Origin of the sequence: Streptomyces sp. NPDC020801, assembly GCF_044334385.1 — a bacterium.
Lineage (GTDB): Bacteria > Actinomycetota > Actinomycetes > Streptomycetales > Streptomycetaceae > Streptomyces.
The window spans coordinates 13,666-36,153 of sequence record NZ_JBIRST010000010.1 but is presented as its reverse complement, the minus strand read 5'-3'; the positions used below and the strand labels follow the sequence as shown (position 1 = coordinate 36,153).

General features: G+C 69.2%; 12 protein-coding genes and 1 pseudogene. 7 read left to right on the top strand and 6 right to left on the bottom strand.

The window, feature by feature from the left end; all coding sequences use genetic code 11:
* Positions 1-74: 74 nt before the first annotated feature.
* Together ACH4UM_RS21385 and ACH4UM_RS21380 are read right to left on the bottom strand one after the other, a co-directional pair.
* Positions 75-2,018, bottom strand: a complete 1,944-nt coding sequence (locus ACH4UM_RS21385) for an RICIN domain-containing protein (protein ID WP_398181507.1) — start codon at positions 2,016-2,018, stop codon at positions 75-77.
* A gap of 179 nt (positions 2,019-2,197) precedes the next feature.
* The gene (locus ACH4UM_RS21380) at positions 2,198-4,636 is read right to left on the bottom strand and encodes a ricin-type beta-trefoil lectin domain protein (protein WP_398181504.1); all 2,439 of its coding nucleotides are present in this window, start codon (positions 4,634-4,636) and stop codon (positions 2,198-2,200) included.
* A gap of 503 nt (positions 4,637-5,139) precedes the next feature.
* Between ACH4UM_RS21380 and ACH4UM_RS21375 the strand changes: the two genes are divergently transcribed.
* Positions 5,140-6,810: a protein kinase gene (locus ACH4UM_RS21375; RefSeq protein ID WP_398181501.1), complete on the top strand. Its 1,671-nt coding sequence runs from the start codon at positions 5,140-5,142 to the stop codon at positions 6,808-6,810.
* 287 nt (positions 6,811-7,097) lie between these two features.
* Here ACH4UM_RS21375 and ACH4UM_RS21370 read toward each other — a convergent pair whose 3' ends face one another.
* The 3 genes from ACH4UM_RS21370 to ACH4UM_RS21360 form a co-directional block, all read right to left on the bottom strand.
* Complete coding sequence (locus tag ACH4UM_RS21370) at positions 7,098-8,351, bottom strand: Ig-like domain-containing protein (RefSeq protein ID WP_398181499.1); 1,254 nt, start codon at positions 8,349-8,351, stop codon at positions 7,098-7,100.
* A gap of 397 nt (positions 8,352-8,748) precedes the next feature.
* Positions 8,749-9,663, bottom strand: a complete 915-nt coding sequence (locus tag ACH4UM_RS21365) for an RNA repair domain-containing protein (RefSeq protein WP_398181496.1) — start codon at positions 9,661-9,663, stop codon at positions 8,749-8,751.
* A gap of 344 nt (positions 9,664-10,007) precedes the next feature.
* Complete coding sequence (locus ACH4UM_RS21360) at positions 10,008-11,033, bottom strand: LacI family DNA-binding transcriptional regulator (protein ID WP_398181493.1); 1,026 nt, start codon at positions 11,031-11,033, stop codon at positions 10,008-10,010.
* A 654-nt stretch (positions 11,034-11,687) separates the two neighbouring features.
* On the opposite strand from ACH4UM_RS21360, the gene ACH4UM_RS21355 reads away from it, so the two are divergent.
* From ACH4UM_RS21355 to ACH4UM_RS21330, 6 genes are all read left to right on the top strand, one after another.
* Positions 11,688-13,373 carry an alpha-amylase family glycosyl hydrolase gene (locus ACH4UM_RS21355; RefSeq protein ID WP_398181491.1) on the top strand — a complete coding sequence of 562 codons (1,686 nt, stop codon included), beginning with the start codon at positions 11,688-11,690 and terminating at the stop codon, positions 13,371-13,373.
* A 260-nt stretch (positions 13,374-13,633) separates the two neighbouring features.
* A complete protein-coding gene (locus tag ACH4UM_RS21350) occupies positions 13,634-14,905 on the top strand; it encodes an ABC transporter substrate-binding protein (protein ID WP_398181488.1) in 1,272 nt (423 codons plus the stop codon).
* A 34-nt stretch (positions 14,906-14,939) separates the two neighbouring features.
* Entirely contained in the window at positions 14,940-15,875 is a 936-nt protein-coding gene (locus ACH4UM_RS21345; RefSeq protein WP_398181485.1) for a carbohydrate ABC transporter permease, read from the top strand.
* Complete coding sequence (locus tag ACH4UM_RS21340; protein ID WP_398181483.1) at positions 15,875-16,819, top strand: carbohydrate ABC transporter permease; 945 nt, start codon at positions 15,875-15,877, stop codon at positions 16,817-16,819. Before ACH4UM_RS21345 ends, ACH4UM_RS21340 begins: the two co-directional genes overlap by 1 nt.
* A gap of 284 nt (positions 16,820-17,103) precedes the next feature.
* The gene (locus ACH4UM_RS21335) at positions 17,104-18,402 is read left to right on the top strand and encodes an ABC transporter substrate-binding protein (RefSeq protein ID WP_398181480.1); all 1,299 of its coding nucleotides are present in this window, start codon (positions 17,104-17,106) and stop codon (positions 18,400-18,402) included.
* Positions 18,403-18,583: 181 nt separating this feature from the next.
* Complete coding sequence (locus tag ACH4UM_RS21330) at positions 18,584-20,635, top strand: glycogen debranching N-terminal domain-containing protein (protein WP_398181477.1); 2,052 nt, start codon at positions 18,584-18,586, stop codon at positions 20,633-20,635.
* A gap of 715 nt (positions 20,636-21,350) precedes the next feature.
* Here the strand turns inward: ACH4UM_RS21330 and ACH4UM_RS21325 are convergent.
* A pseudogene (locus ACH4UM_RS21325) lies at positions 21,351-22,481 on the bottom strand (LCP family protein); the annotation flags it as partial.
* Positions 22,482-22,488: the final 7 nt, after the last annotated feature.

Sequence of the window (22,488 nt, the reverse complement as noted above, 5' to 3'; positions counted from 1 at the left end):
GATGGTGTGGGCGCCGCTCGGGAGCCGAGTGATGATCCAGTGCTGGTTGGTGTGACCGTTGCGGGTTCACTGGATCACCTTGGCGCCGGCAGAGGAGAGGGCGCCGCAGACATCGGCACAGAGCCCGGATTCCGCGTCGATGAGCTGTAGGGGCTGTCCGGTTGCTCGGTGAACCGCCATTGCTGGTTGGCTCCCGTGTTGCTGGTGTAGGTGATGAGCCGGACGCCGGTGTCCCTGCTGTGGTTCGGGTCGACGAGCGCCTTCCCGCCGGTGATGAGGGTGTGCGTGCCGTTCAGGCCGCCGGGTGTCTGTCCGACGGCGATCACCGTCAGGGCCTGTTCGGCGGCGGTGCGGGAGCCGCCGACGGGGCCTGCCGCGGTGTTGGTCCAGTAGCGGGCGGGTGTCGTCTCGGTGAGCCGGGAGGTGTCGGCGGACATGCCGATCACCAGGCCGCTGTAGCGGTTGACCAGCCGGTAAGTGCCGTCCTGTGCTCCCCCGGGGGAGGTACCGGGGATGATGAACCACTGCTGTCCGACGGTGGGTGCGCCGGGTCCGGCCGTGGCGACGGTCGGCTTCGTTCCCCAGGCCCGGGTGGCGGTAGAGGTTGAGGCGACGCACAGGAGCCCGCCCGTGGCGGCGTTGACGATCCGGTAGGAGCCGTCGCCGTTCCCGGCGAAAAACCATGCCTCCAGGCTCGATCCGGTGGGCGCCGCCAGCGACGTGGTGGCCGCGCTGCCGGAGACCTGGGCGAGCACCCGGCCGTTCCCGTCGGCGATCCGGTAGGTCCTGGCCGGGTCGAACGGGGACGGGGCCGGTGCCGTGGAGTCGACGGTGACATCAGCGTACTCGCCGTCCGAGGTGGCGCAGTTGATCGAGCAGTACGACCGGAAGGTCTTCCCGATGATTGTGGAACTGGTCTTGTTGGCGCCGTCGAGGAACCAGCGGTACCAGGAGCCGGAGATGTACCTGCCGGAGTCGCCGGCCAGGTGCCATTCTTGTGTGGCGAGGTTGTCGGTCACATAGAACTGCTGAGGACCCGGCTGCTTCGTGACCTCGGGTGTGCCGATGTACAGGCCCAAGTAGGCATCGTAGGCGATGTTCATGACGAAGAGCGGCGAGGTCGGCGGGAGTTCACCGGCCGCGATCTGCTCGTTCACGGTACCGGGATTGGCGGGGTCGTAGTCGTGGGAGACCGGGGTGTAACCCGTCGGGTTCGACGAGGTCACTGGTTCCAGGTTGCTTTCCCTGCCGTCCACCCCGGGTTGTGACCAGGCGCCGTCGTACCACTTCTGCCAGGAGCCCGAAGCCATCTTCGCGGAGATCGGCGCCCGGGCCACATGCGACTGGTACGCCCTCCAGCCGCCGCCCTTCTCGACGACCCGCGAGCCGAAGTAGACGTAGAAGTATCCCGATGCGGTGTCGACGAAGAGCCGCTGGTCACCGTCGCCGTAGTAGTAGGTCTCGTGCGGGAACTGCGTGTTGTCTCCCCGTTTGGTGCTGTAGGGGGAGGTAATCGCGTGGCCCTTGATGGTCCACGTCTTCCCCTGGTCGGTCGAGATCGCGTAGTCGATCCCGTCGTAGTGGATGCCGTCGCCGAAGGGCTGAGGGGTGAACTCGTCGTGTACCAGGCCGTACCAGTGCCCGGTGTCCGGGTCGACCCACACTCCTGCCAGATCGCAGAAGTTGCGCTGGGAGTAGCGCGAGCCTGCCGGTGCGTACGTCGCGTCCAGGCCGGTGGGGCTGTTGTTGCAGCGCCAAGTCGTGTCGTTGTTCCGGTCGGCCGGGTTGGTGGGATTGACCGAATTGCTGATCGCGGCCGACCGGATGGCGGTGTCGGCGTCCTTGCCGGTGTAGAAGTCCCAGTGGCGGGGATCCGTTTTCCCGTACAGCGCGGCGGACTGCTGGAAGTAGAACGTGCCGTCCTTGTCGATGTAGGTGCCGGCCGGGGTGTCGGTCGGGTGCGCGTATGAACCGGTCGACCCGATGGAGATCGTGTAGCCGGCGGTTGGCGTAGCCATCGGTGCAGGACTCGCCGGCCATGTGCGGCCGGCTGCCGGCAGTAGCGCGACGGTGGCGAGAGCAAGGGCGAGCAGTCGAAGAGGTGCCATGGTCCCTCCGTCCTCGGCTTGAGATGTGGTGTCGAACGGGTGGTCCCGGAACCGTGAGCCCCGGGACCACCCGGCGGCTTGCAGCGTCTCTAGCGCAGGGCCCACTGCTGGTTCGCCGCGCCGTTGCAGTCCCAGATCACGAGCCGTGTGCCGTTGGCCGTGTTGGACTGCGGGTCGTCCAGGCAGCGTCCGGACTGCACGCTCACCAGCGTGCCGTTGCCCTGGGGCATCCATTGCTGGTTCGGACCGTCGTGGCACGTCCACAATTGGGCCGGTGTGCCGTTCTCGGTGCCCTCATGGGTGACGTCGAGGCACTTGCCGGTGGGTCCGCCGAGTCGCAGCGTGCCGTTGCTCCACCACCAGTTCTGAGCGCCGGTGCTGTTGCAGTCCCAGATCTGCACCGGGGTTCCATCGGCGTTCGTGCCCTTGTCGGCGTCGAGGCACTTGCCAGCCTGCCCGGACCTGACCGGGCCGACGCGCGGTGCCGATGGCGTGCCGGGGGTGAGCGAGAAGTTGTCGAACTGCTGAGTCCGGTAGCCGGTCACGCCGAGCCCTGCCTGGCCTCGGGCGAACGATCCGTCGGTCACGCTGCTGAGCGTCCTGTCGTCGACGGACGCGGTCAGCTTGTCGTCCTGCATCGTGAGCGACAGCCGGTGCCAAGTGTTCCGGCCCAGGGAATCGGTCTTCCCGGCGGCGAGCGTCGTGAACCTCCAGGAGGTGTCGCTCTTGTCGATCGACCAGGCGCCGGTGTCGCTGATCCGGAAGTGGTAAGCGTCCAGGCCGTTGTTGTTGCGGCCCTGCTGGCCGACCCTGCCGAGGAGTTCCACGCTGCCGCTCTGGCTCATCATCGCGTCGGTGGAGACGGTGTAGTTGTCCCACGAGCCGTCACCCGTGATCGTGTAGGGGGCGTTGTACGGCTCGTTGGTCCAGCGGATGGGAGTGGCCGGGGCCATCTGCTGCAGGCAGGTGCCGTTGCGGTCACCGCGGCATGCCGTGGTCTGGAAAGCGCCGTTCATGTCGGAGAAGTACTTGGGGCTCCCCGTGGTGGCCGGCGTGTCGAAGTTGTCGGAGTAGGGCAGCCTCATCGCCGCCCAGGCCGGAGCCTTCGCGGTGCCCTTTCCCTGGCCTGTTGTCGTCGTCAGGGTGTAGACGTGGCCCGGTTTGAGCGTCAGCGTGTACGTGCCGCCGGACGGTGTGATGTCCTCGCTGTGGACGAAGTGGTCCGCGTCGTTCGAGGACTTCACGTCGGTGGACCAGACGTGGACGACACTGGTCGACAGGCCGCCCTTCACGGTGAAGGTCGCGGTCTGGTCGGCCGTGGCGTCCATCGTCTCGACGACCGTGCTGTAGTGGGAGTTGTTCGGCGACTTCATCGTCACGTAGCTGCCGGCCGACCGGTCGCCGCCGAGATAGCCGCTCGCGGAGTCGATGTAGCGCCAGCCTGGCTGGGTGAACTGCGTGGTGTGGGCGGTGACCCAGGTGGTCTTGCCGATGCTGTAGTGGCCGGACCAGGGCTGCTGCGCGACCGACATGCCGTCGTAGGAGAAGAAGAGGTTCGGATAGAGCGCGGCGATGACGGGCCAGTTGATGTATGAGGTCATGTGGCCGTCGATGTAGTCGCGGTTGATGGCGCGGGCCACTGCCGGAGCGCCGTTGTTGGCGTCCAGGGACCCGTTCTCGCTCGCCCACAGCGGCTTGCCCAGGCCCTTGGCGGTGTCGGGGCTCGGGCATGACGTGAAGTCCGTTTGATACCCGCAAGGGTAGTGGACTCCGACGACGTCGACCGCGTCCTTGAACGCGCCGTCGGCCGCCATGGCCCCGGCCACGCTCCAGTTGTTGTCACCTGCAACGACCTTGGTGGCGTAGCCGTGGGAGACCAACGTGGACTTGAGGTTCTCGTACCACTTCTTGATGGTGTCGGTCCACGCGGGGCCCGATGCGCCGTTCTCCGTGTCGCGCTCGTTCCAGCCGCCGATGTAGCTGATGGTCAGGCCGTGCTGCCTGGCGCAGCCGAGCCAGGACACAAGATAGTCGATCATGTCCTGGGACCAGAACTTCCCGCCGCCGATCCATCCCGGTGCGCCCCAGGTCAGTCCGGCGAGACTGATGTCGGGGTTGCGGGCCCTGGCCTGCTCGGCGAGCCACCATTCGTAGCCCTGGTTGCAGTCGACGGTGCCGCGCGTGTGCATGTGGCTGGGCTCGGCTCCGTCGGTGGAGTTGGTGTCACCGCCGATCTCCAGCTTGAGGACCTGGAGCGAGGCGCCGTAGCCGGGCTTGAACAGGTAATCCAGGAGTCGGCTCCGATGCGGTTCGGGATAGTCGGCGAGCAGGCGGGTATTGCCCCCGCCGCCGCTGATCGCACCTACACCGTCGAAGGCCGCGCCGGGCCGCGTGCCGTCGATCGTGACGGACGTACTCGTCGCCGCGTGTGCGAGCGGTGAGTTCCAGCCGGCGAGCGTAGTGGCCAGGAGCGCCAGGAGTGTCAGGAGTGCCAGGACGGCTGGTCGCCGTCTGAGCGAGAAAGTCATGTCGGCTCCAAACGTGGGGGGTGGAATGGCCGGGGGCGGAGTGGTCCGGACCACGAGCGACTGCCGCGCGTCAGTAATCACATCGCCGACGGAAGGAGAGCACTCGCGGGCGCAACCGGCCCACGGTGCACCCTGGGAATCATGCATTCTTCGACAAGGTCAAACAGATTCACTCACCCGTAGGGGGATGGTGGGGAGGCTTCGAGGGTCTGTCAATACCCGAGGGGGAAACAGCGAAGTGAATGGGCGTCAGAGGTCAACTGTGGTGGATCCATAGGCAAGTTGAGTCGCCCTCAGCTTTGGGGCAAACTCCATGGGTCGCCCTTGAGTCGCCCCCTGGAGGGCCGGCGATCTTTCCCCCAAGGGTCCAAAACGTTCGCGTACAACCCTTGACCTTCGGCAGGCCGAACAGGTCTCATGGATGAGATGTTGGATGGTGTTGGTTTCTGGCAGGGCTTCGGCGTAGTCGCGTGACGTCCTGTTCGTGATGAGACGTCAGTTCGATGGGTTCCGGTAGCAGTGCGGCCAACGCCGTCCAGCAACTGGCCGACGAATCCGCGGACGCCGCCTACGCCGCGCGTGATGCGGCCAATTCCGCCGCCGGGCACGCCAACAAGGTGGCGGACTGCGGCCAAGGCCCGTTCCGGCTTTCCCACGCCGGCCCGGGCCACCCACAGACAGGCGAGGAACCCGGCACCACGTTGAGACCTCGACGCCGTACGTGCCAGCCACCCGACGTGCCATCGGCCGCCCACGGCGTAGCGGTTGCGCAGGCGCCGCAGCAGGTGTGGCGACCGCTCCACCGCCCCTGTCCTACCGGGGCACGCGCCACAGGGTCGGCCCCGGATCACAGAGATCCCACAAGAACCGCCCCTACGGTGCCCCGGCGGAAGTCGGCAACAAGGGGGAGAACCGTGGATCGCTCACGTCGTCTGGGCGGACGTTACCGTCTGGAACAGGTCCTGGGTCACGGGGGGATGGCCGAAGTGTGGCTGGCGTACGATCTGCTGCTGTTCCGCCCGGTCGCTGTGAAGACGCTCCGGCCGGAACTGGCGGCCGATGCCGAACACTGGGCGCGTTTCCGCCGTGAGGTCGTCTCGGCGGCCCTGTTGGGCCACCCGTCCGTCGTCGCCGTCTACGACGCGGGCGAGGACACGATCGACGGCCACCTCGTCCCGTACCTCGTGATGGAGTACGTCAAGGGCACCACGCTGCTCCAATTCGTGCGCGAGGCACGGATCGCCGGACCCGAGCATGCCCTGGAACTCACCGCCGGCGTGCTGGAGGCGCTCGATCACGCCCACCACCACGGCATCGTCCACCGGGACATCAAACCGGCGAACGTCATGCTCTCCCACGAGGGCACCGTGAAGGTGACGGATTTCGGCATCGCCCGCTCGGTGGATCGGGCGGGTACGACCCTCACCCGCACCTCGGTGGTGGTGGGCACGGCCGAGTACCTCTCGCCGGAGCAGGCCCGGGGCGAGCAGGTGGACTTCCGCACCGACCTGTACTCGACCGGCTGCCTGCTGTACGAGCTGCTCACCCGCCGCCCCCCGTTCACCGGTGACACCCCGCTGGCCGTGGCCGTGAAGCACCTCTCGGAACCACCGGTGCCTCCCTCTGCCCACGCCCCGCAGCTGCCTGCCGCCTACGACACTCTGGTGCTGCGCGCGCTGGCCAAGGATCGTGCGGACCGGTACCAGACCGCCGAAGAGATGCGCGACGCCATCGGGAAGGTACTGGCAGAGCGTGCCACGGCGGTCACCTCGCCGCTGCCGGCTGCACCTGCGACGGTTCGGCACACCCAGCTACCGCCGCCCCGGGATCCCCGGAAAGAACGCCCCGTGCGCCAAGGGCGCATCCGCCGGCCGCTCCAGGCGATGGCGGTGCTGCTGGCGGCCGCCGTGTGCACCTACGTGATCACCGGATCCCACCCCCCTGCTCGTCCCCGGGTCGCGGCACCCTCGCTGATCGGCGAGACGATGACCGAAGCCCTGTCGAGCGCCCAGGCAGTCGGCGTACGTCTCCAGCCCATCCGACACCGAGTGTGCCCTCACCCTGGCACGCCCGTGGGCCGAGTATGTGAGCAGACACCCTCGCCCGGCAGCGAGGTGCCACGTCACGCCATTCTGCGGGTCACCCTGTCTCCCGGCACACCTCATCAGAAGTAGAGCTTCCCCTGCGCCACCACGGCCGTATCGTCAGTGCTCAACTCCCCCAAGCCTCGACCAGCTCACCGCGTTGGTGAAGACACGGCTGAAACGGGTTCCAGCTCCAACTGCCATGGCCTCAGCCGTTGCAGATCTCCGGCCGATCGCTGGCGTACGCCGACAGCGGTTTCAGAGGTGGGGCTTCCGAGACACCAGCGTCTTGATGCCGCCAGGCGGCGGCCGACACGGTGTCGGCCGCCGCCTGGCGGAAGGGATTCAGGTTCAGATGTGTGGAGAGTGACGTGTCGTCAGTGGGTCGCGCTGCCCGCGACCCACTCGCTCCACGGCATGTTCCAGTCGCCGAGGCCGTTGTCCGGGGCCAACATGGTCTTGTCCTCGGAGTTCTTGACGATCACGACGTCACCGATCATCGAGTTGTCGAAGAACCACGCGGCGGGCTGCCTGCCGTCGCCGCCGCCCTTGACGTCCTTCAGGCCCACACAGCCGTGGCTGGTGTTGACCTTGCCGAAGACCGAGTCGGCACCCCAGTAGTTGCCGTGGATGAACGTGCCCGAGGCGGACAGGCGCATGGCGTGCGGTACGTCCTTGATGTCGTACGCGGGCTTGCTGCCCTTCTTCATGAGGCCGACGGTCGCACCGTTCATATGGATCTGCCTGAACTTCTGGGAGATGACCATCTGACCGTTGTACGTCGGGTGCTCGGGGCTGCCGGACGAGATCGGGATGGTCTTGATCGTCTTGCCGTTCCGTACGACGGTCATCTGCTTCGTTGCGGCGTCGACCGTGCTGATCTGGCTCCGGCCGATCTTGAAGGTGACCGTCTTCTGGATGCCCAGGAGGTTGAGCTTGACGGTGACGGTGGAGCCGGGCTTCCAGTAGTTCCTGGGGCGGAAGTCCAGGCGGTCGCCGTTGAACCAGTGACCGACGACCTGCTGGCCGCTGCTGGAGCTGACCTGGATCTTCGACTCCACGGCGGCCTTGTTGCCGATCGCCCTGCCGAAGTTGACCGTCACCGGCATGCCCACGCCGACGGTCGAGCCGTCCTCGGGGGAGAGGTGCCCGATGAAGTCGTTGGCCGGGGAGACCGTGGTGATCGTGGCGTTCCCGGTGACGGAGCGGCCCTTGGCGTCCTCGGCCTCTGCGGCGAGCTGATACTCGGTGGCCCGCTCCAGCCGGCCGTTCGGCCTCCAGGACGTGCCGTCCGCGGACAGGGTGCCCGGAATCTCGGCACCGGTCGCGACGGCGGTCATGGTCACCTTGGTGAGCTTGCCGTTGCTGACGGTGACCTTGACGGGGTCGTTGATCCCGACGTTGTAGGCACCTTGCCCGGACCAGATCTGTATTCGGGCGTCGGAAGCATCCTGGACGGCCACCTGATCCACCGGCGCCTGCGGTTTCGGGTGATCCCCGGCGCCGTTGCCGCTGGTGGCAGCGTTGCTGGTGCCGCCGAGGGCCGTGAGTGCGAGTACACCGCCGAGTACACCGGCGGTAGCCACCAGCCCGGTGCGTCGTTTACGTCCCGTGATCAAACGCTTCTCCATGCCTCTGGTCTTTTTGAATCCCTGGAGCTGGTTGCCCGAGGAGTGCAACGAGCTTCAAGAACCACTTATACGCGTATATACATCCCTAAATAAGCAAAATGTGGTGAAGGCCACGCGTCGTCGAGCGCGTCGCCGAGGCCCTGCTCGACGGCCGGAGCACGTAGTCGATCTGCCCCCGCCGCCCGATCCCGGCCATGACGGGGACGCCCCCCCGGGCACGGTTCACAGGCTGGGAACCCGTGCGTGCCTGACGGCGACGGCGGCTCAGCGATAAGGCCAACTGCTCGGCGAGACCGGGATGGTGGGGTGGATTCGCGAGCACGGCACGCTCGTCAGCGGCGGCTCGGACACTCCGCCATGCGAATCCTCGGCGGCACTTCGCCCCCTGGCCATGGCCTCACCTGGCGGTGATCTCGGAGAGCCATGCCGTGTCCTCCGGGCCCGGCGCTTCGAGGCCGGGTGCGGGCAGCCAGCGGACCTCGCCCGTGCGCAGGGCGACCGTGGCCCGTGGCCGCATCGGCCCGGGGCCCCTGCGTGAGAGCAGGACGAGTTCCCAGACCGTCGCCGTCATGGCGTCGAGCCGGGTGGCGCAGTCGGCGCCGACCTGCCGTGGATCCCGGGTCCGGCCCAGGGACAGATGTGGGGTGAACTCCTTGGCGGGCCCATGACAACGCGGGAACCGCTGCTGCAGTACGCGGTGCAGGTCCGCCCACGGCGCCTTGCCGGCCGCCGTCGGGTCGAGCCACACGGTGAAGTACGCCCTGTGCCGGAAGGTGCGCACCCCGTCCAGCCGGGCGGTGAAGACCGGAGTCTCGGCCGTCGCCGCGGCGAGCAGCGGGGCGGCCCGCTCGAAGTCTGACTCCGGCACGAAGCCGAAGAGCACATTGACGTGCGGCGGCCAGCGGTGGATCTGCGGATCGTAATCCCGGCGGATGTCCTGGATCGGCGGCCACAGCTCCGCAGGCGGGATCCAGGCCACCGCCGTGCGGGCTGTCGGGGACACGTCGAGGCCACCGGCGGCCTCGCCCCTGTCGGAGTTCGTGCCGAAGCTCAGGTCCGCTTGCGGGTCCCGCACCCGGCCGGCGCCCGACGCTTCGATGCGGTCCACACCCGTGGCCCGGTCCCAGACCACCTCGCCGTCCGCCTCGATGAACACCACCCGGTGCCACGGGATGTCGCCCCCGGGCACGAAGGAAGACAGCGGGATGCGTTTGAAGGCACCCTCGCGCCGGCTGATCCCCATCACGAACCGGGCCGGGTCGAACCGCGGATCCCAGCGGACCCGGTGATAGATCTGGTCGCTGGTTCGCATCACGCCTCCTCTCCCGCCGCCATACCTCCTCCTCCAGGGTGCCGCCCCACCCGCAGCGGTCTCAGAAGTAGAGCTCCCCTTGCGCCACCACGACCGTATCGTCAGTGCGCAACTCCCCCCTCGGACAGCAGAGACCCAAGTTCACCTGGGGTTTTCTGTTTCTCAGGTGGAGACGGGTGCGCAGGGTGCGCCACCGAGCCGAGACCTTCTCCGGGTTCGAGCGATTCGGGGAGCGCGTCACCACTGCCAGGGACAGGTACGAGGGGAAACCGTGTCGTCAGTGGCCGAATCGGTCCCTGCGGAGCGGGCGGCCCCAGCCGGCAGGCGTGGTGCCGGGCACGGGGTCAGGTGCTGTCGCGTAGGACCAGGGAGGGTTCCAGCAGCACCCGGGGGTTGTCGGGCATTCGCCCTTCGAGGCGGCCGACGAGCAGTCGCATGACGGTCTGTGCGACCTCGTCGAGCGGCTGACGGATGCTTGTCAACGACGGAGTGACGATGGCGGTGATGGGCGAGTCGTCGAAGCCGGTAACCGCCAGGTCACGGCCGATCTCCAGACCCCTCTGCCGGGCGGCGGCGTAACAACCCATGGCCAAGGTGTCGCTGGCGGCAACCACTGCCGTCGGCCTCGGGGTGTGGTCGAGGAGCGCGAGGGCGGCCTGGGTGCTGTCCGAGATGGTGTCGAGCGCCCGTGCACAGCGGGCGGGTGTCAGGCCGTGCTTGCGCAGGGCGCGTTGCCATCCGTGCCTGCGGACCTCGCTGGGGCCGGAGGTGCGGGGCCAGCCGAGGAAGGCGATGTCGCGGTGGCCGCGCGCCACGAGATGGTCCACGGCCATCTCGGTGCCACGGGCCCCGTCGACGTCCGCGGCGAGCAGGTCGGGGAGAGTGTCGTCGGGGGTGCCGAAGCAAACGAACGGCACGCCTCGCTCGACGAGCCAGCCGGGCCTGGGGTCCCCGGGGTCGATGCCGGAGAGGACGAAGGCGTCCACACTGCCGGTGCGCAGCACGTCGCTGTAGCGGCTGAGTTCGTCGCTGGTGTGGCCGGTGCTGAGCAGCAGCAGGAGATAGCCGTCGGCCTCGGCCGCACTGGTGAGGGCGTGCAGGAAGCGGTCCTGCAGGACGCTTGCGGTGTCGGAGCGGTCCGGGTCGAGGCGGTAGCCGATCTGGCGGGTGTGGTGGGTGCGCAGTGACCGGGCCATCCGGTTCGGCCGGTATCCCAGCTCGTCGATGACGGCCAGGACCCTCCGCAGAGTCTCCTCGCGGACCCGCTCGGGGGCGTTCAGGGCGTTCGAAACCGTCTGGCGGGACACCTGCGCGACGCGTGCCACCTCGATGATCGTGAGCGCTTCGGGGGTGGGCCGACGGGCGGTCACAGCAGCGATGCGCGGAAGGCACGCGCGGATTTTGATCGTTCAAACATGACTCTTGATGTTGACACGGGGGCCCGGGCAAGTCAATGGCCGGGGTGCGGTGAGGTGGCGCTTCGGCCGTTGCCCCTCAGGTCGCGATGGGCGAGTCATCGGTTGTGATCCCAAAGCAGCGGCGCCCAGCTCTTCGGGCGCCGGGGTGCGGGCCGACGGGTGGGGTCGGTCCTGGGTGCGCGGCCTCCCGGCGAACGTCGCGCAGGACGGCTTGACAGCCGCATCGCTCGGTGCTTTTGTTTGCGCACCGTCGATTTGAACGTTCATATCAACGTCAGATCCCTAGGAATCTGGTCAGGCGTCTCCCACCGGGGACAAGGCTGGCTCTGCGCGCGGTGGCCCCAGCACGCGGTGCCCGGGCGTGCCGCACCAGGTCATTCGCAGCGAACCCCGCCGCCGTCCCACCGGCCGGTTCCGGGTGCCGCGCGGTTCGGGTGCGGCTGTCCGCCGGTACGGACGGGCGCCCGCGGTACGACGTACCCCCTTTCCCCTCGACTCGAGCCAGCTCTTCGGAGCGGCTCCTGCCTGCCGCCCCGCCGGAGCCTCGGCGTCCTCGGGGCCCGATGTCCGCCGGCCGATGCCGGCTGCCCGAAAGGTCACTGTCCGATGGCTGTTCTCCGCGTGCCGTGGTGGCGCGATGCCGTGATGTACCAGGTCTACCTGCGCAGTTTCCGCGACGGGAACGGCGACGGCGTGGGCGATCTGCGCGGTGCCAGGAGTGGCCTGCCCTATCTGGCCGCCCTGGGTGTCGACGGCGTGTGGCTCAGCCCTTGTTTTCCGTCCCCGCAGTACGACCACGGCTATGACGTGGCCGACTACCGTGCGGTCGACCCGCTCTTCGGCGACCTCGACGAGTTCGGCCGACTGGTGGACGACGCACACCGCCTCGGTCTGAAGGTCCTCCTGGACGTCGTGCCCAACCACTGCTCCATCCAGCACTCCTGGTTTCAGGAGGCCCTGCGGTCCGATGCGGGCAGCCCGGCCCGGGCCCGGTTCCACTTCGCAGACGGCCGCGGGCGGAACGGGGAACTGCCGCCCAACAACTGGCGCGCGATGTTCGGCGGACCCGCCTGGACACGCGTACGGGACTCCGACGGACGGTCAGGACAGTGGTACCTGCACCTATTCACCCCCCACCAGCCCGACCTCGACTGGCGCCAGCCAGAGGTGGCAGAACACTTCGACGACGTCCTGCGCTTCTGGCTGGACCGGGGCGTCGACGGCTTCCGCATCGATGTCGCCGTCGGGCTGTACAAGCATCCGGGACTGCCGGACTCCACCGAGCCGGACGCCGACGAGGCCGCCAGGGACGCGGTGAACCCGCTGGCATGGAATCAGCCGGAAGTCCACGACGTGTGGCGCCGCTGGCGCGCCCTGTGCGACTCGTACGCCGCCGCGGACGGCAAAGAGCGCGTCCTCGTCGGCGAGGTGGCCGTGCCGACCCCGGCCGACCAGGCTCTCTACCTGCGCCCGGACGAACTCCATCAGGCGTTCTACTTCGACCTGCTCCACGCCCCCTGGGACGCCGACGCCTTCCGCCTGCGGATCGACGCCGCACTACGGGACATCGCCGCCACCGGCGCCCCGGTCACCTGGGTGCTGAACAACCACGACCAGCAGCGCAGCGTCACCCGGTACAGCCGCTCCCGGCGCCTCGGCGACGTACCCGACCTGGAGCGCGGGGCCGCGCGGGCCCGCGCGGCAGCGCTGATGATGCTGGCCCTGCCCGGCAGCGCGTATCTCTACCAGGGTGAGGAACTCGGGCTGCCCGAGGTCACCGACCTGCCGCCGCACGTCCTGACCGACCCGATCGTGACAGCCACCGGCGACCCTCAGCGAGGCCGGGACGGATGCCGGGTACCGCTGCCCTGGTCGGGGACACAGGCACCCTTCGGGTTCTCCGGGGCGGCGGGTGCCGACACCTGGCTGCCCCAGCCGGACTGGTTCGCCGCGTACTCGGTGGAGAGCAGGCGGCGTGACGGCTCGTCGAGCTGGCACCTCTACCGCGAGGCCCTGCAACTGCGCCGCAGCCTCGCCCCGTTGCGTGACCCGGAGTTGCGCTGGCTGGCCGGGCCGCCGGAGAGCATCGTCTTTGCGCGTGGCGACGGCTTCCTGTGCGCCGTGAACTTCTCGGACTCACCCGTCGCCGCTCCGGTGCCCGGTCAGCCGGTGCTGTCCAGCACGCCCTGCGACGCGGGGAAGCTGGCCGCCAACAGCGCCGCCTGGTGGCTCCTCGACCGGCATCCCCACCTGCCGGGCTCCAGCACCGCCCCCGGCACCGTGCGGGAATGAGCCGCTCCCGGTCGCGGCCGATGGCGACCTGCCGTAAGGACGGGACCGCGGGCGCCCACGTCCCGGCCGACCCGGGCGGCTGACCGCCGGGGAACGGGCCGGCGGCCGGAGCAGGCCGACACTCCCGGTGCCTCGCCAGCGCCCCGATCGACCGTAGCTCTTCACGCGGACAAATTTGAACGTTCATATCGCCGTGGGTCCGCCCGGGCCCCGGCTCCGTGACCGGTCACCGGCCGTGTCACCACCACGAAGGAGCAGTCATGAGAAACACCAGAGCCGCAGCCGCAGCCGCCTTCACGTGCACCGCCCTGCTGGCGGTCACCGCCTGCGCCGGAACGACCCCGGACGGGGCCGCGGGCAAGGATGCCGACGGCCGCGGGCCCTTCACCCTTGCCATGGGCAAGGACACCACCGGAAAGCTGCAGTCGAAGATCCTCGACGTGTGGAACAAGCAGCACCCCGACGAGAAGGTCACGCTGATCGAGCTGCCCGAGTCCGCCGACGAGCAGCGGTCCACGCTGGTGCAGAACTTCCAGGCCCGGAGCGACCGCTTCGACGCGGTCGCCATGGACGTCGTCTGGACGGCGGAGTTCGCCGCCCGCGGCTGGGTGCGCAAGCTCCCGGCCGGCTCGCTGCCCGTGGCGGACATGCTGCCGGCGGCCGTCCAGACGGCCAAGTACAGGGGGGAGCTCTACGGGGCGCCCATCGCCTCGGCCGGAGCACTCCTCTTCTACCGCAAGGACCTGGTCGGCAAGGCGCCGGCCACCTGGAAGGAACTCGTCAGGGACTGCGACATCGCCAAGAACCACCAAATGGACTGCTACGCCGGCCAGTTCGCCCAATATGAAGGCCTGACCGTCAACGCCAGCGAGGCGATCAACTCCGCCGGAGGCTCCGTCTACGGCCCCGACGGCTCGGCCACGGTCAACAGCCCGGAGGCCAAGAAGGGCATCGACTTCCTCGTCGACGGCTTCCGCCAGGGCTACATCCCCAAGAAGGCCATCACCTACAAGGAAGAGGACGGCCGCCGCTCCTTCCAGCAGGGCGATCTGCTCTTCCTGCGCAACTGGCCCTACGTCTACAGCCTCGCCAACACCAAGGGCACCGACACCACCATCGCAGGCAAGGTCGGGGTCGCACCGCTGCCCGGGGCCGACGGCACCGGAGCCTCCACGCTGGGCGGCGCCAACCTCGCCGTCAGCACCTACTCCAAGCACCCGAGGTCCGTGCTCGACTTCATGGCCTTCATGGAGAGCCCCGAGGTGCAGCGCGTCGAGGTCGAGGACCTCTCCAACGCGCCCGTGCTGACCGAGCTGTACACGGACAAGAAGCTCTCACAGCGCTTCCCCTACCTGCCCGCACTGCGCCAGAGCCTGCTGAACGCCCGCCCCCGACCGCAGGTCCCCGCGTACAACGACGCCAGCCTCCGCATCCAGCGCGAGATCTATCAGGCGCTGCAGGGCCGTAAGAGCTCCGCGCAAGCGCTCGACGACCTCGCCAAGGAACTGAAGCAGGTCGACAGCGGTAGCTGACCGCCGGCCGCGCACCAACCCCCAGGAGGCACCCGTGTCCACCGCAGTCCATCCCCGCGCCAAACCGGCGGCGCCGCCCCCGGCGAACCAACCCCGCCGTCGCCGTCAAGCGCGGCTGGCCTGGTGTCTGATCACCCCTGCAATGCTCCTGCTCGCGGGTGTGATCGGCTACCCCCTCGTCAAAGCCGTCTACCTGTCGCTGTTCAGCGACACCATCGGCGGGAAGCCCGAGTTCATCGGGCTCGGCAACTACCGCAGGGCGCTCACGGGCGATGCGTCGGCGGACTTCTGGTCCGCCGTCCAGGTCACCGTCCAGTTCTCGGTCTTCACGCTCCTGCTCGAAGTCCTCATCGGCACCGCCATGGCCCTCGTCATGCACCGCGCCTTCCGGGGCCGGGGACTCGTACGCGCCAGTGTGCTGGTCCCCTGGGCCATCCCCACCGCGCTCACCAGTGTGCTGTGGCGGTGGATGCTCCAGCCCGACGGCATCGTCAACGACCTGCTCGGCAAGACCGTGCTGTGGACGGGCAGTCAGTGGCCCGCCCGGTGGGCCGTGGTCATCGCCGATACGTGGAAGACGGCGCCCTTCCTCGCGCTGCTGGTCCTCGCCGGGCTCCAGCTCATCCCCGAGGAACTGCACGAGGCCGCCCGTGTGGACGGCGCGGGCGCCTGGCGCCGTTTCCGCAGCGTCACGCTGCCCCTGCTGATGCCCGCGCTCATGGTCGCCGTGCTGTTCCGCCTGCTGGACGTGCTGCGCATCTACGACCTGCCGCAGATCCTGACCGGCGGGTCGAACGGCACCACCACCCTGTCGATGCTTGTTGTGCAGGCGTCCGTCGAGCAGACGAAGTTCGGCTATGGATCCGCGCTGTCGACGTTGACCTTCCTGCTGATCTTCGTGGTCGCGCTGGTGTTCGTACGGTTCCTCGGCAGCAGCCTGCTGCCGGCTGAGGAAGTCAAGGAGTCCTGATGCCCACCACAGCGCACCCCGGGCCCGCACCCGCCCTGGGAAACCTCCGGCGGGCGCCCGGGCGGGGACACGCACGACCCGCACCGGTCCGGCGGCGGGGACTGACACCCGCCGCCCGGCGCAGGCTCGGCAGGGCCGGTCTGGTCCTCAGCGTGGCCGCCATCGTCCTGTTCTGCCTCGCGCCCTTCTACTGGATGCTGGTCTCCAGCCTGAAGGGGCCGAACGACATCTTCAACAACGATCTGTGGCCGGCCGCCCCGACCCTGGCCAACTACCGGGCCGTCTTCAGCGGACGGAACAACTTCGTGTACGCCCTGCGCAACAGCGCCGTCGTCGCCGGCACCACCACGGTGCTGGTCATGCTGATCGGCCTGCTGTCCGCGTACGCCTTCGTACGGCTGTCCTTCCGCTCCAAGCGTGCGGCACTGGCGATCGTCCTTGCGGCGTCCATGTTCCCCGGTGTCGCCCTGCTGACCCCCGTCTTCCAGCTGTTCAGCGACTGGGGATGGATCGACCAGTACCAGGCCATGGTCGTCCCGGACATCAGCTTCGCGCTACCCCTGGCGATCTGGACCCTGACCAGTTTTCTGCGCGAACTCCCCTGGGATCTGGAGGAGTCGGCGATGATCGACGGCTGCACACCGGCCCAGGCGTTCCGCAAGGTCCTACTGCCGCTCGCCGCTCCGGGGGTCTTCACCAGCGCACTCCTGGTGTTCATCTCGGTGTGGAACGAGTACCTCATCGCCAACGCGATGTCCCTCACGCTCGCCTCGCAGCCGGTGACGGTGGCCATCGCCAAGTTCACCGGCAGCTCCCAGTACCAGCAGCCCTTCGGCACACAGATGGCCGCGGGCGTGATCGTGGCCCTTCCGCTGCTCGTGCTCGTGCTCGTGCTCCAGCGCCGCATCGTCGCGGGGCTGACCGCCGGGGCGGTCAAGGGCTGATCTTCCGGCGGCCGGACATGTGGGACAGAGGGGTGCGGAGGCACGTGGGGCACGTGCCGGGGGACCGCCCCTCACGGACGGGGCGGTATCGGTCCGGGACGGGCCGTATGCACGCCCGGCGGACGGGTGGGCCACCTGACAGTCACCACCCGGGCTCAGGGGCGGGCCGGCGACACGGCCCGCCCCTGACGAGCCACCGGCCACGACCGGCCCGGACCGGACCAAGCCGCCTCGACCGGCTCACCACGAACCCCTCGGGCCGCCCGGGGAAGGAGAAGACCCCTATGACGCAGAACAGCTCCGCCGTACGTACAGGGCGGCGGCGCACGAGGACGGCCGCGGCGACGGCCGCCGCCCTGGTCGCGGTCACGCTGCCGGGATGCGGCTCTCTGGGGGCCGGGGGCGCGGGGGTCACCCTCCACCTGGTTGCCACGGACTACGCCGACCGGCCCGGGGACGGCACCCGCCGTTACTGGGAGGGCCTTGCCACCCGGTTCCGGGCCGAGCACCCCGAGATCCGGCTGAGGATCGACCTGTACGACGGGAGCGAGGTCGACAGGAAAGTAGCCTCCCTGGTGAGGCAAGGACGCGCACCGGACGTCGTGCAGGCCGGCTCCTTCGGCGACTACGCGGCACAGGGACGCCTCTACCCGGTCGAAGAGCTGCTGCCGATCCGTAGACAGGCGTCGTTCCCATCGGCCCTCGCCGACGTGGGCACGATCGACGGAAAGCAGTACGGCATGCCCTTCGCCGCGAGCACGAGGGCCCTCATCTACAACAAGGATCTGTTCGAGCGGGCGGGCATTCCCGCGCCGCCGCGCACCTGGGCGGAACTCGCGGCCGACGCCGCCCGGCTGAAGCAGGCGGGGGTGCCGATTCCCTACGGGCTGCCGCTGGGGGCCGAGGAGTCCCAGACGGAGACCCTCAGCTGGCTGCTCAGCGGTGGCGGAGGTTACACCAACGACGCCGGGGGGTACGCCTTCGACTCACCGGAGAACGTCCGCACCCTCGACTGGATCGGACGCCGACTCGTGCGTCAGGGGCTCACCGGACCCGACCCCGTCGGCACCAACCGGCAGGAAGCCTACGACTCGTTCACGCGCGGCGAGACGGGCATGCTCAACGGCGACCCGGCGCTGCTGCGGCGAGCCGGAAGCAGCGGCATCCGTTTCGCCGTGGCACCCGTGCCGGGCCGCACGGGGCCGTCCAGCGCGGTCACCGGTGTCACGGACTGGATGATGGCATTCAAACAGAACGGACACCGCAAGCAGATCGGAGCGTTCCTCGACTTCGTCTACCAGGACGCGAACGTGCTGGCGTTCGCCGACCGCTACGACACGCTCCCGGTGACCACCACCGCGGCCGAAGCGATGAGCGCCGACGGAGCCCGAAGACCCCTGCAGGTCTACCTCGACCAGTTGCCAGGCGCCCGGTTCTGCCCCGTCGGCAAACGGTCCTGGGGACCTGTCCTGGTGAGGCTGAAGTCACTCATCGGCTGGGCGGTGGCAAAGAACAGCAACCCGGACGGCGTGCTGAAAGACCTGCAAGACACCGCGCAGGCCCTGGAAAGCACCGGATCCTGACGACGTTCGGCCCCTCGGTCCTCCGACCCTCACCGCGGCGCCAGCGGCGCGCCCGGCCATGCGCACCGCCGCACCCTGTCCACCGACGGACCACTACGCCGCGCGACCCGCGGCACCGTCACCTCGTACCCATCCCCCCACACGGGCCCGCCCAGGCAGCCCCCACCTCGAAGGAGCCACAGTGAAGGACTGGACGCCCCAGCCGTTCATCCACGACGCGGTCATCAACCTGGACGCCCCGGCCCTCGTACTGTCCGCACCGGACGGCCAGATCAGCAAGGCGGCCGAAGGCATCTACGCATCCGACACGCGACTGCTCAGCCGCCTGGTGCTCACCGTGGGCGGCAGGGAACCCGAGCCGGTGGCTGCCCACACCCGCGACGCGAGGCACACACGGTTTCTGGCCGTCCACCGGCACGACGCGGACCTCACCCCCGATCCCACCGTCCTCGTGGAACGGGTGCGCACGACCGGACGGGACTGCGAGCGGATCACGGTCACCAACCACGGCCGGCGGCACGTCAGCGTGGCCCTGCTCCTGGAGACCGCCTGCGACCTTTCGGACATGTCCGAGGTGAAGGCAGGCCGACCGCGGCCGGCGCTGCCCGCGACGTTCTCGGGCTCGGGTCTCACCTGGGAGTCCGCCGGCCGGCATTCGGTCACCCTGACCGCGGCTCCCGAGCCGCACGGTGCCGAACCCGGCCACGCCCCCGCCCTGTCCTGGGACGTCGAACTGGCGCCCGCGCAGTCGTGGACGGTGAACCTGACTCTCGAAGCCTCGTCGACGAACGCGACGGCGCGGCCCGCGGCGGTTGCCGCACCGCTGCCCGGGCCGCCCCCGTGGTCCTCACCAGAGATCACCTGCGCCGATCCCCGGCTGTCCCGCCTTCTCGACCGCAGCCTCGACGACCTGTCGGCCCTGCAGCTCGCGGACCCGCGGGACCGCGCGGACCGCTTTCTCGCTGCGGGCGCGCCCTGGTACCTGACACTGTTCGGCCGCGACTCGCTGTGGGCGGCCCGCATGATGCTGCCCCTCGGCACCGAACTCGCGGCCGGCACCCTGCGGGCCCTGGCGCGCAGGCAGGGCACCGCACACGATCCGGCGACCGAGGAGCAGCCGGGAAAGATCATGCACGAACTGCGCCGCGACGCCAGCAGCACGCTGCCCCCGCTCTATTACGGCACCGTCGACGCCACCCTCCTCTTCGTGACCCTGCTGGCCGAGGCCTGGCGGTGGGGGATGCCCGAGGACCAGGTGGCGGCTCTTCTCCCCGCTGCCGAGCGCGCCCTGGACTGGCTGCGCGACCACGCGGACGCCGACGGCGACGGCTTCGTCGAGTACCTGAAACTCAGGCGCACCGGACTGAGCAACCAGGGTTGGAAGGACTCCGAGGACGCCGTCCAGTCCGCCACCGCCCGCCTTGCCGAGCCTCCGATCGCCCTCGCGGAGGTGCAGGGATACGCCTACGAGGCCGCGCTGGCGGGCGCGGACCTGCTGGAAGCCTTCGGCAGGCCGGGCGCCGAACAGTGGCGCCAGTGGGCCCGGGGACTGGCCCACCGTTTCCGGTCGGCGTTCTGGGTGGAGGACGAGCACGGCCCCTTCGTGGCCATCGCACTGGACGGAGCGAAGCGCCCGGTCGAAGGGTTGGCCTCCAACATGGGCCACCTGCTGGCCACCGGCATCCTCGACCCGGACGAATGTGCGGTCGTCGCATACCGGATCGGGCTGCCGGACATGGACTGCGGCTGGGGACTGCGGACCATGAGCGCGAAGGCCCGGGGCTTCAACCCGCTCGGTTACCACACCGGTTCGGTCTGGGCCCACGACACAGCCATCGCGGTCGCCGGGCTGGCGGAGACCGGCCACGACCGGGTTGCCGCCTCGCTGCTCGACGGCCTGCTCGAGGCCGCGTCCGCGTTCGACTACCGGATGCCTGAACTGCACGCGGGCGAGCAACGCCAACCCGGCTACCGCCCGGCGCCCTACCCGGCGGCCTGCCGACCCCAGGCCTGGGCGGCCGCGGCGGGGGTAAGCCTGCTGACGTCACTACTGGGCCTGCGGCCCGACCTGCCCTCGGGCGTGGTCCGCCTCCGTCCCATGGACGCTCCCGCGACCGGGCCGCTGCTCGTGAGCGGTCTCAGGCTGGGAACCACGCCGGTGACCGTCACCGTGGACGGACAGGGAAAGGGGCACGTCACCGGCATGCCCGCGGCGACACGGCTCGATCGATGAGGAAGTGCCGCCCAGCAGCCCGTCCCGGCAACCGGCGGGACAGACTGGTGCCCACCGGCGCGGAACGCGGCCCTTCCGGGGCTGCGAGCACCTCGTCAGTGCGCCGAGATACTGAGCGAACTCCTGGCCGCAGCCGAGGGGCTGCACGTCCTGGCCACCAGTCGGCAGGCGCTGGGCGCCGAGGGCGAGTGGGTGACGGCCGTCCCGCCGCTGCCCTGATGCGCGCGGCAGCCGCCGCGCGCATCAGTGGAAACCGCCCCGTGTCGAGTACGGCGTGGCCGGTTCTGTCATTCGGCCATGCCGTCCAGGACCTTGCCGGTGGTGGTGGAGATCGTCTGCCCGAGAGGTCGGCACCCTGGACCTGCGCGAAATGAGCCTGGACCTCGCCGGTGGGCGGGCCCTTCGCGGCCAGCGAGATGGCCATCTCGTCGACGCCGGGTTGCCGCCGTTCTTGCCGGCCGGAACCGTGTTTGTCATGGCCGAGGGGGTCGGTGACCCGGCCACCAGCTCGTCGATCGGCTGGTCGTCCACGGACTGGGCCGACGCCGGCTCAGCCGACTCGGCTACCCGGGGCTGGTCCACCGTGTCACTGGTCATCGATGTGTCTTTCCATGATCGGGAGTTACACCGGACGATTTGCAGTCCCGTCACGGCAGACACCGATGCAGTACTAACCCCCGGAGCCGTACGACAGGTGTGCGCACGGGTCTTCGTCGGCCGAGCGCGTGTTGTCGCTCGGTGAGGGGGGTGCTGATGCCGCTGTGGGTGTGCCGGGGCGTGTCGTTCGGGTGTCGGTGGTGCGGTCGGCTTTCAGAGCCGCCCACAGCCGGGTGGCGTCCGGTTCGATGATGGAGACGCGGTTGCCGTCGTAGCGCCAGGGAATGGTCACGAAGGTCGTGTCGTGAAGGTCGATGTTCCTCAGTGACATGGCGAAGGAGATCAGCTTGTCGGCCGAGGCCAGCCCCGGATCGACGGTGAGGGACTTGGTTGCGGCGTCCGCCAGCGGCAGGAGCTTCAGCGGGGTGAGGCCGTCCGACTTGATCTTCTTGATCAGGGCGGCGATGAAGGCTTGTTGGCGTCTGATCCGGCCGATGTCGGAGCCGTCGCCGATGCCGTGCCGGATGCGAACGTAGTCCAGGGCCCGTTGGCCCGAGACGGTCTGCTGCCCCCTGGTGAACAGCAGCGCACCCCGGGTGGCGCGGTTGGGGTTGAGATCCTTCTCGTAGATGTCGTGTGGCGTGCAGACCTTCACGCCGCCCACCGCCTCGGTCAGGGCCGCGAAGCCCTTGAAGTCGACCACGACCGTGTGGTCCACCCGCAGCCCGGTGAGGTGCTCCACGGTGTTCTGGGTGCAGGCGGGGTTGCCGTGGGCGCTTTCTCCGACGGAGTAGGCCGTGTTGAACGTCGTGTGCGGTTGGGCTCTGGTCCAGCGGCCGTCGGGGAGCCTGCAGGGCGGGATGGTCACGAGGGTGTCCCGCGGGATCGACACGGCGGTGGCGTGCCGGCGGTCGGTGAAGACATGCAGCAGGAACGCGGTGTCGGACCGGCCCACGTCGTGCGTGTCGCCCCCGCCGAGCGCGCTGTTGCCGTCGGTGCGCGCGTCGGAGCCGATCACCAGGACGTTCTCACCGTGCGACGAGCCTGGTCGTGGGCGGTCGTCGGTGAGGCCGGCGGCGTCGAAGGTGTCGATGTTGCGGCTGAGCCGCAGGAACGTCCAGCCCAGCCCGGCCGTGCCGAGCAGGACGACCGCGGCCAGGATCAGGACGGTACGGCGGACGCCTCCGCGTCGTGTGCGCCTGCGCCGGGACCGTTTCGTACGACGGCTCACGGCCGCTCTCTTCCTCATGGGGGCG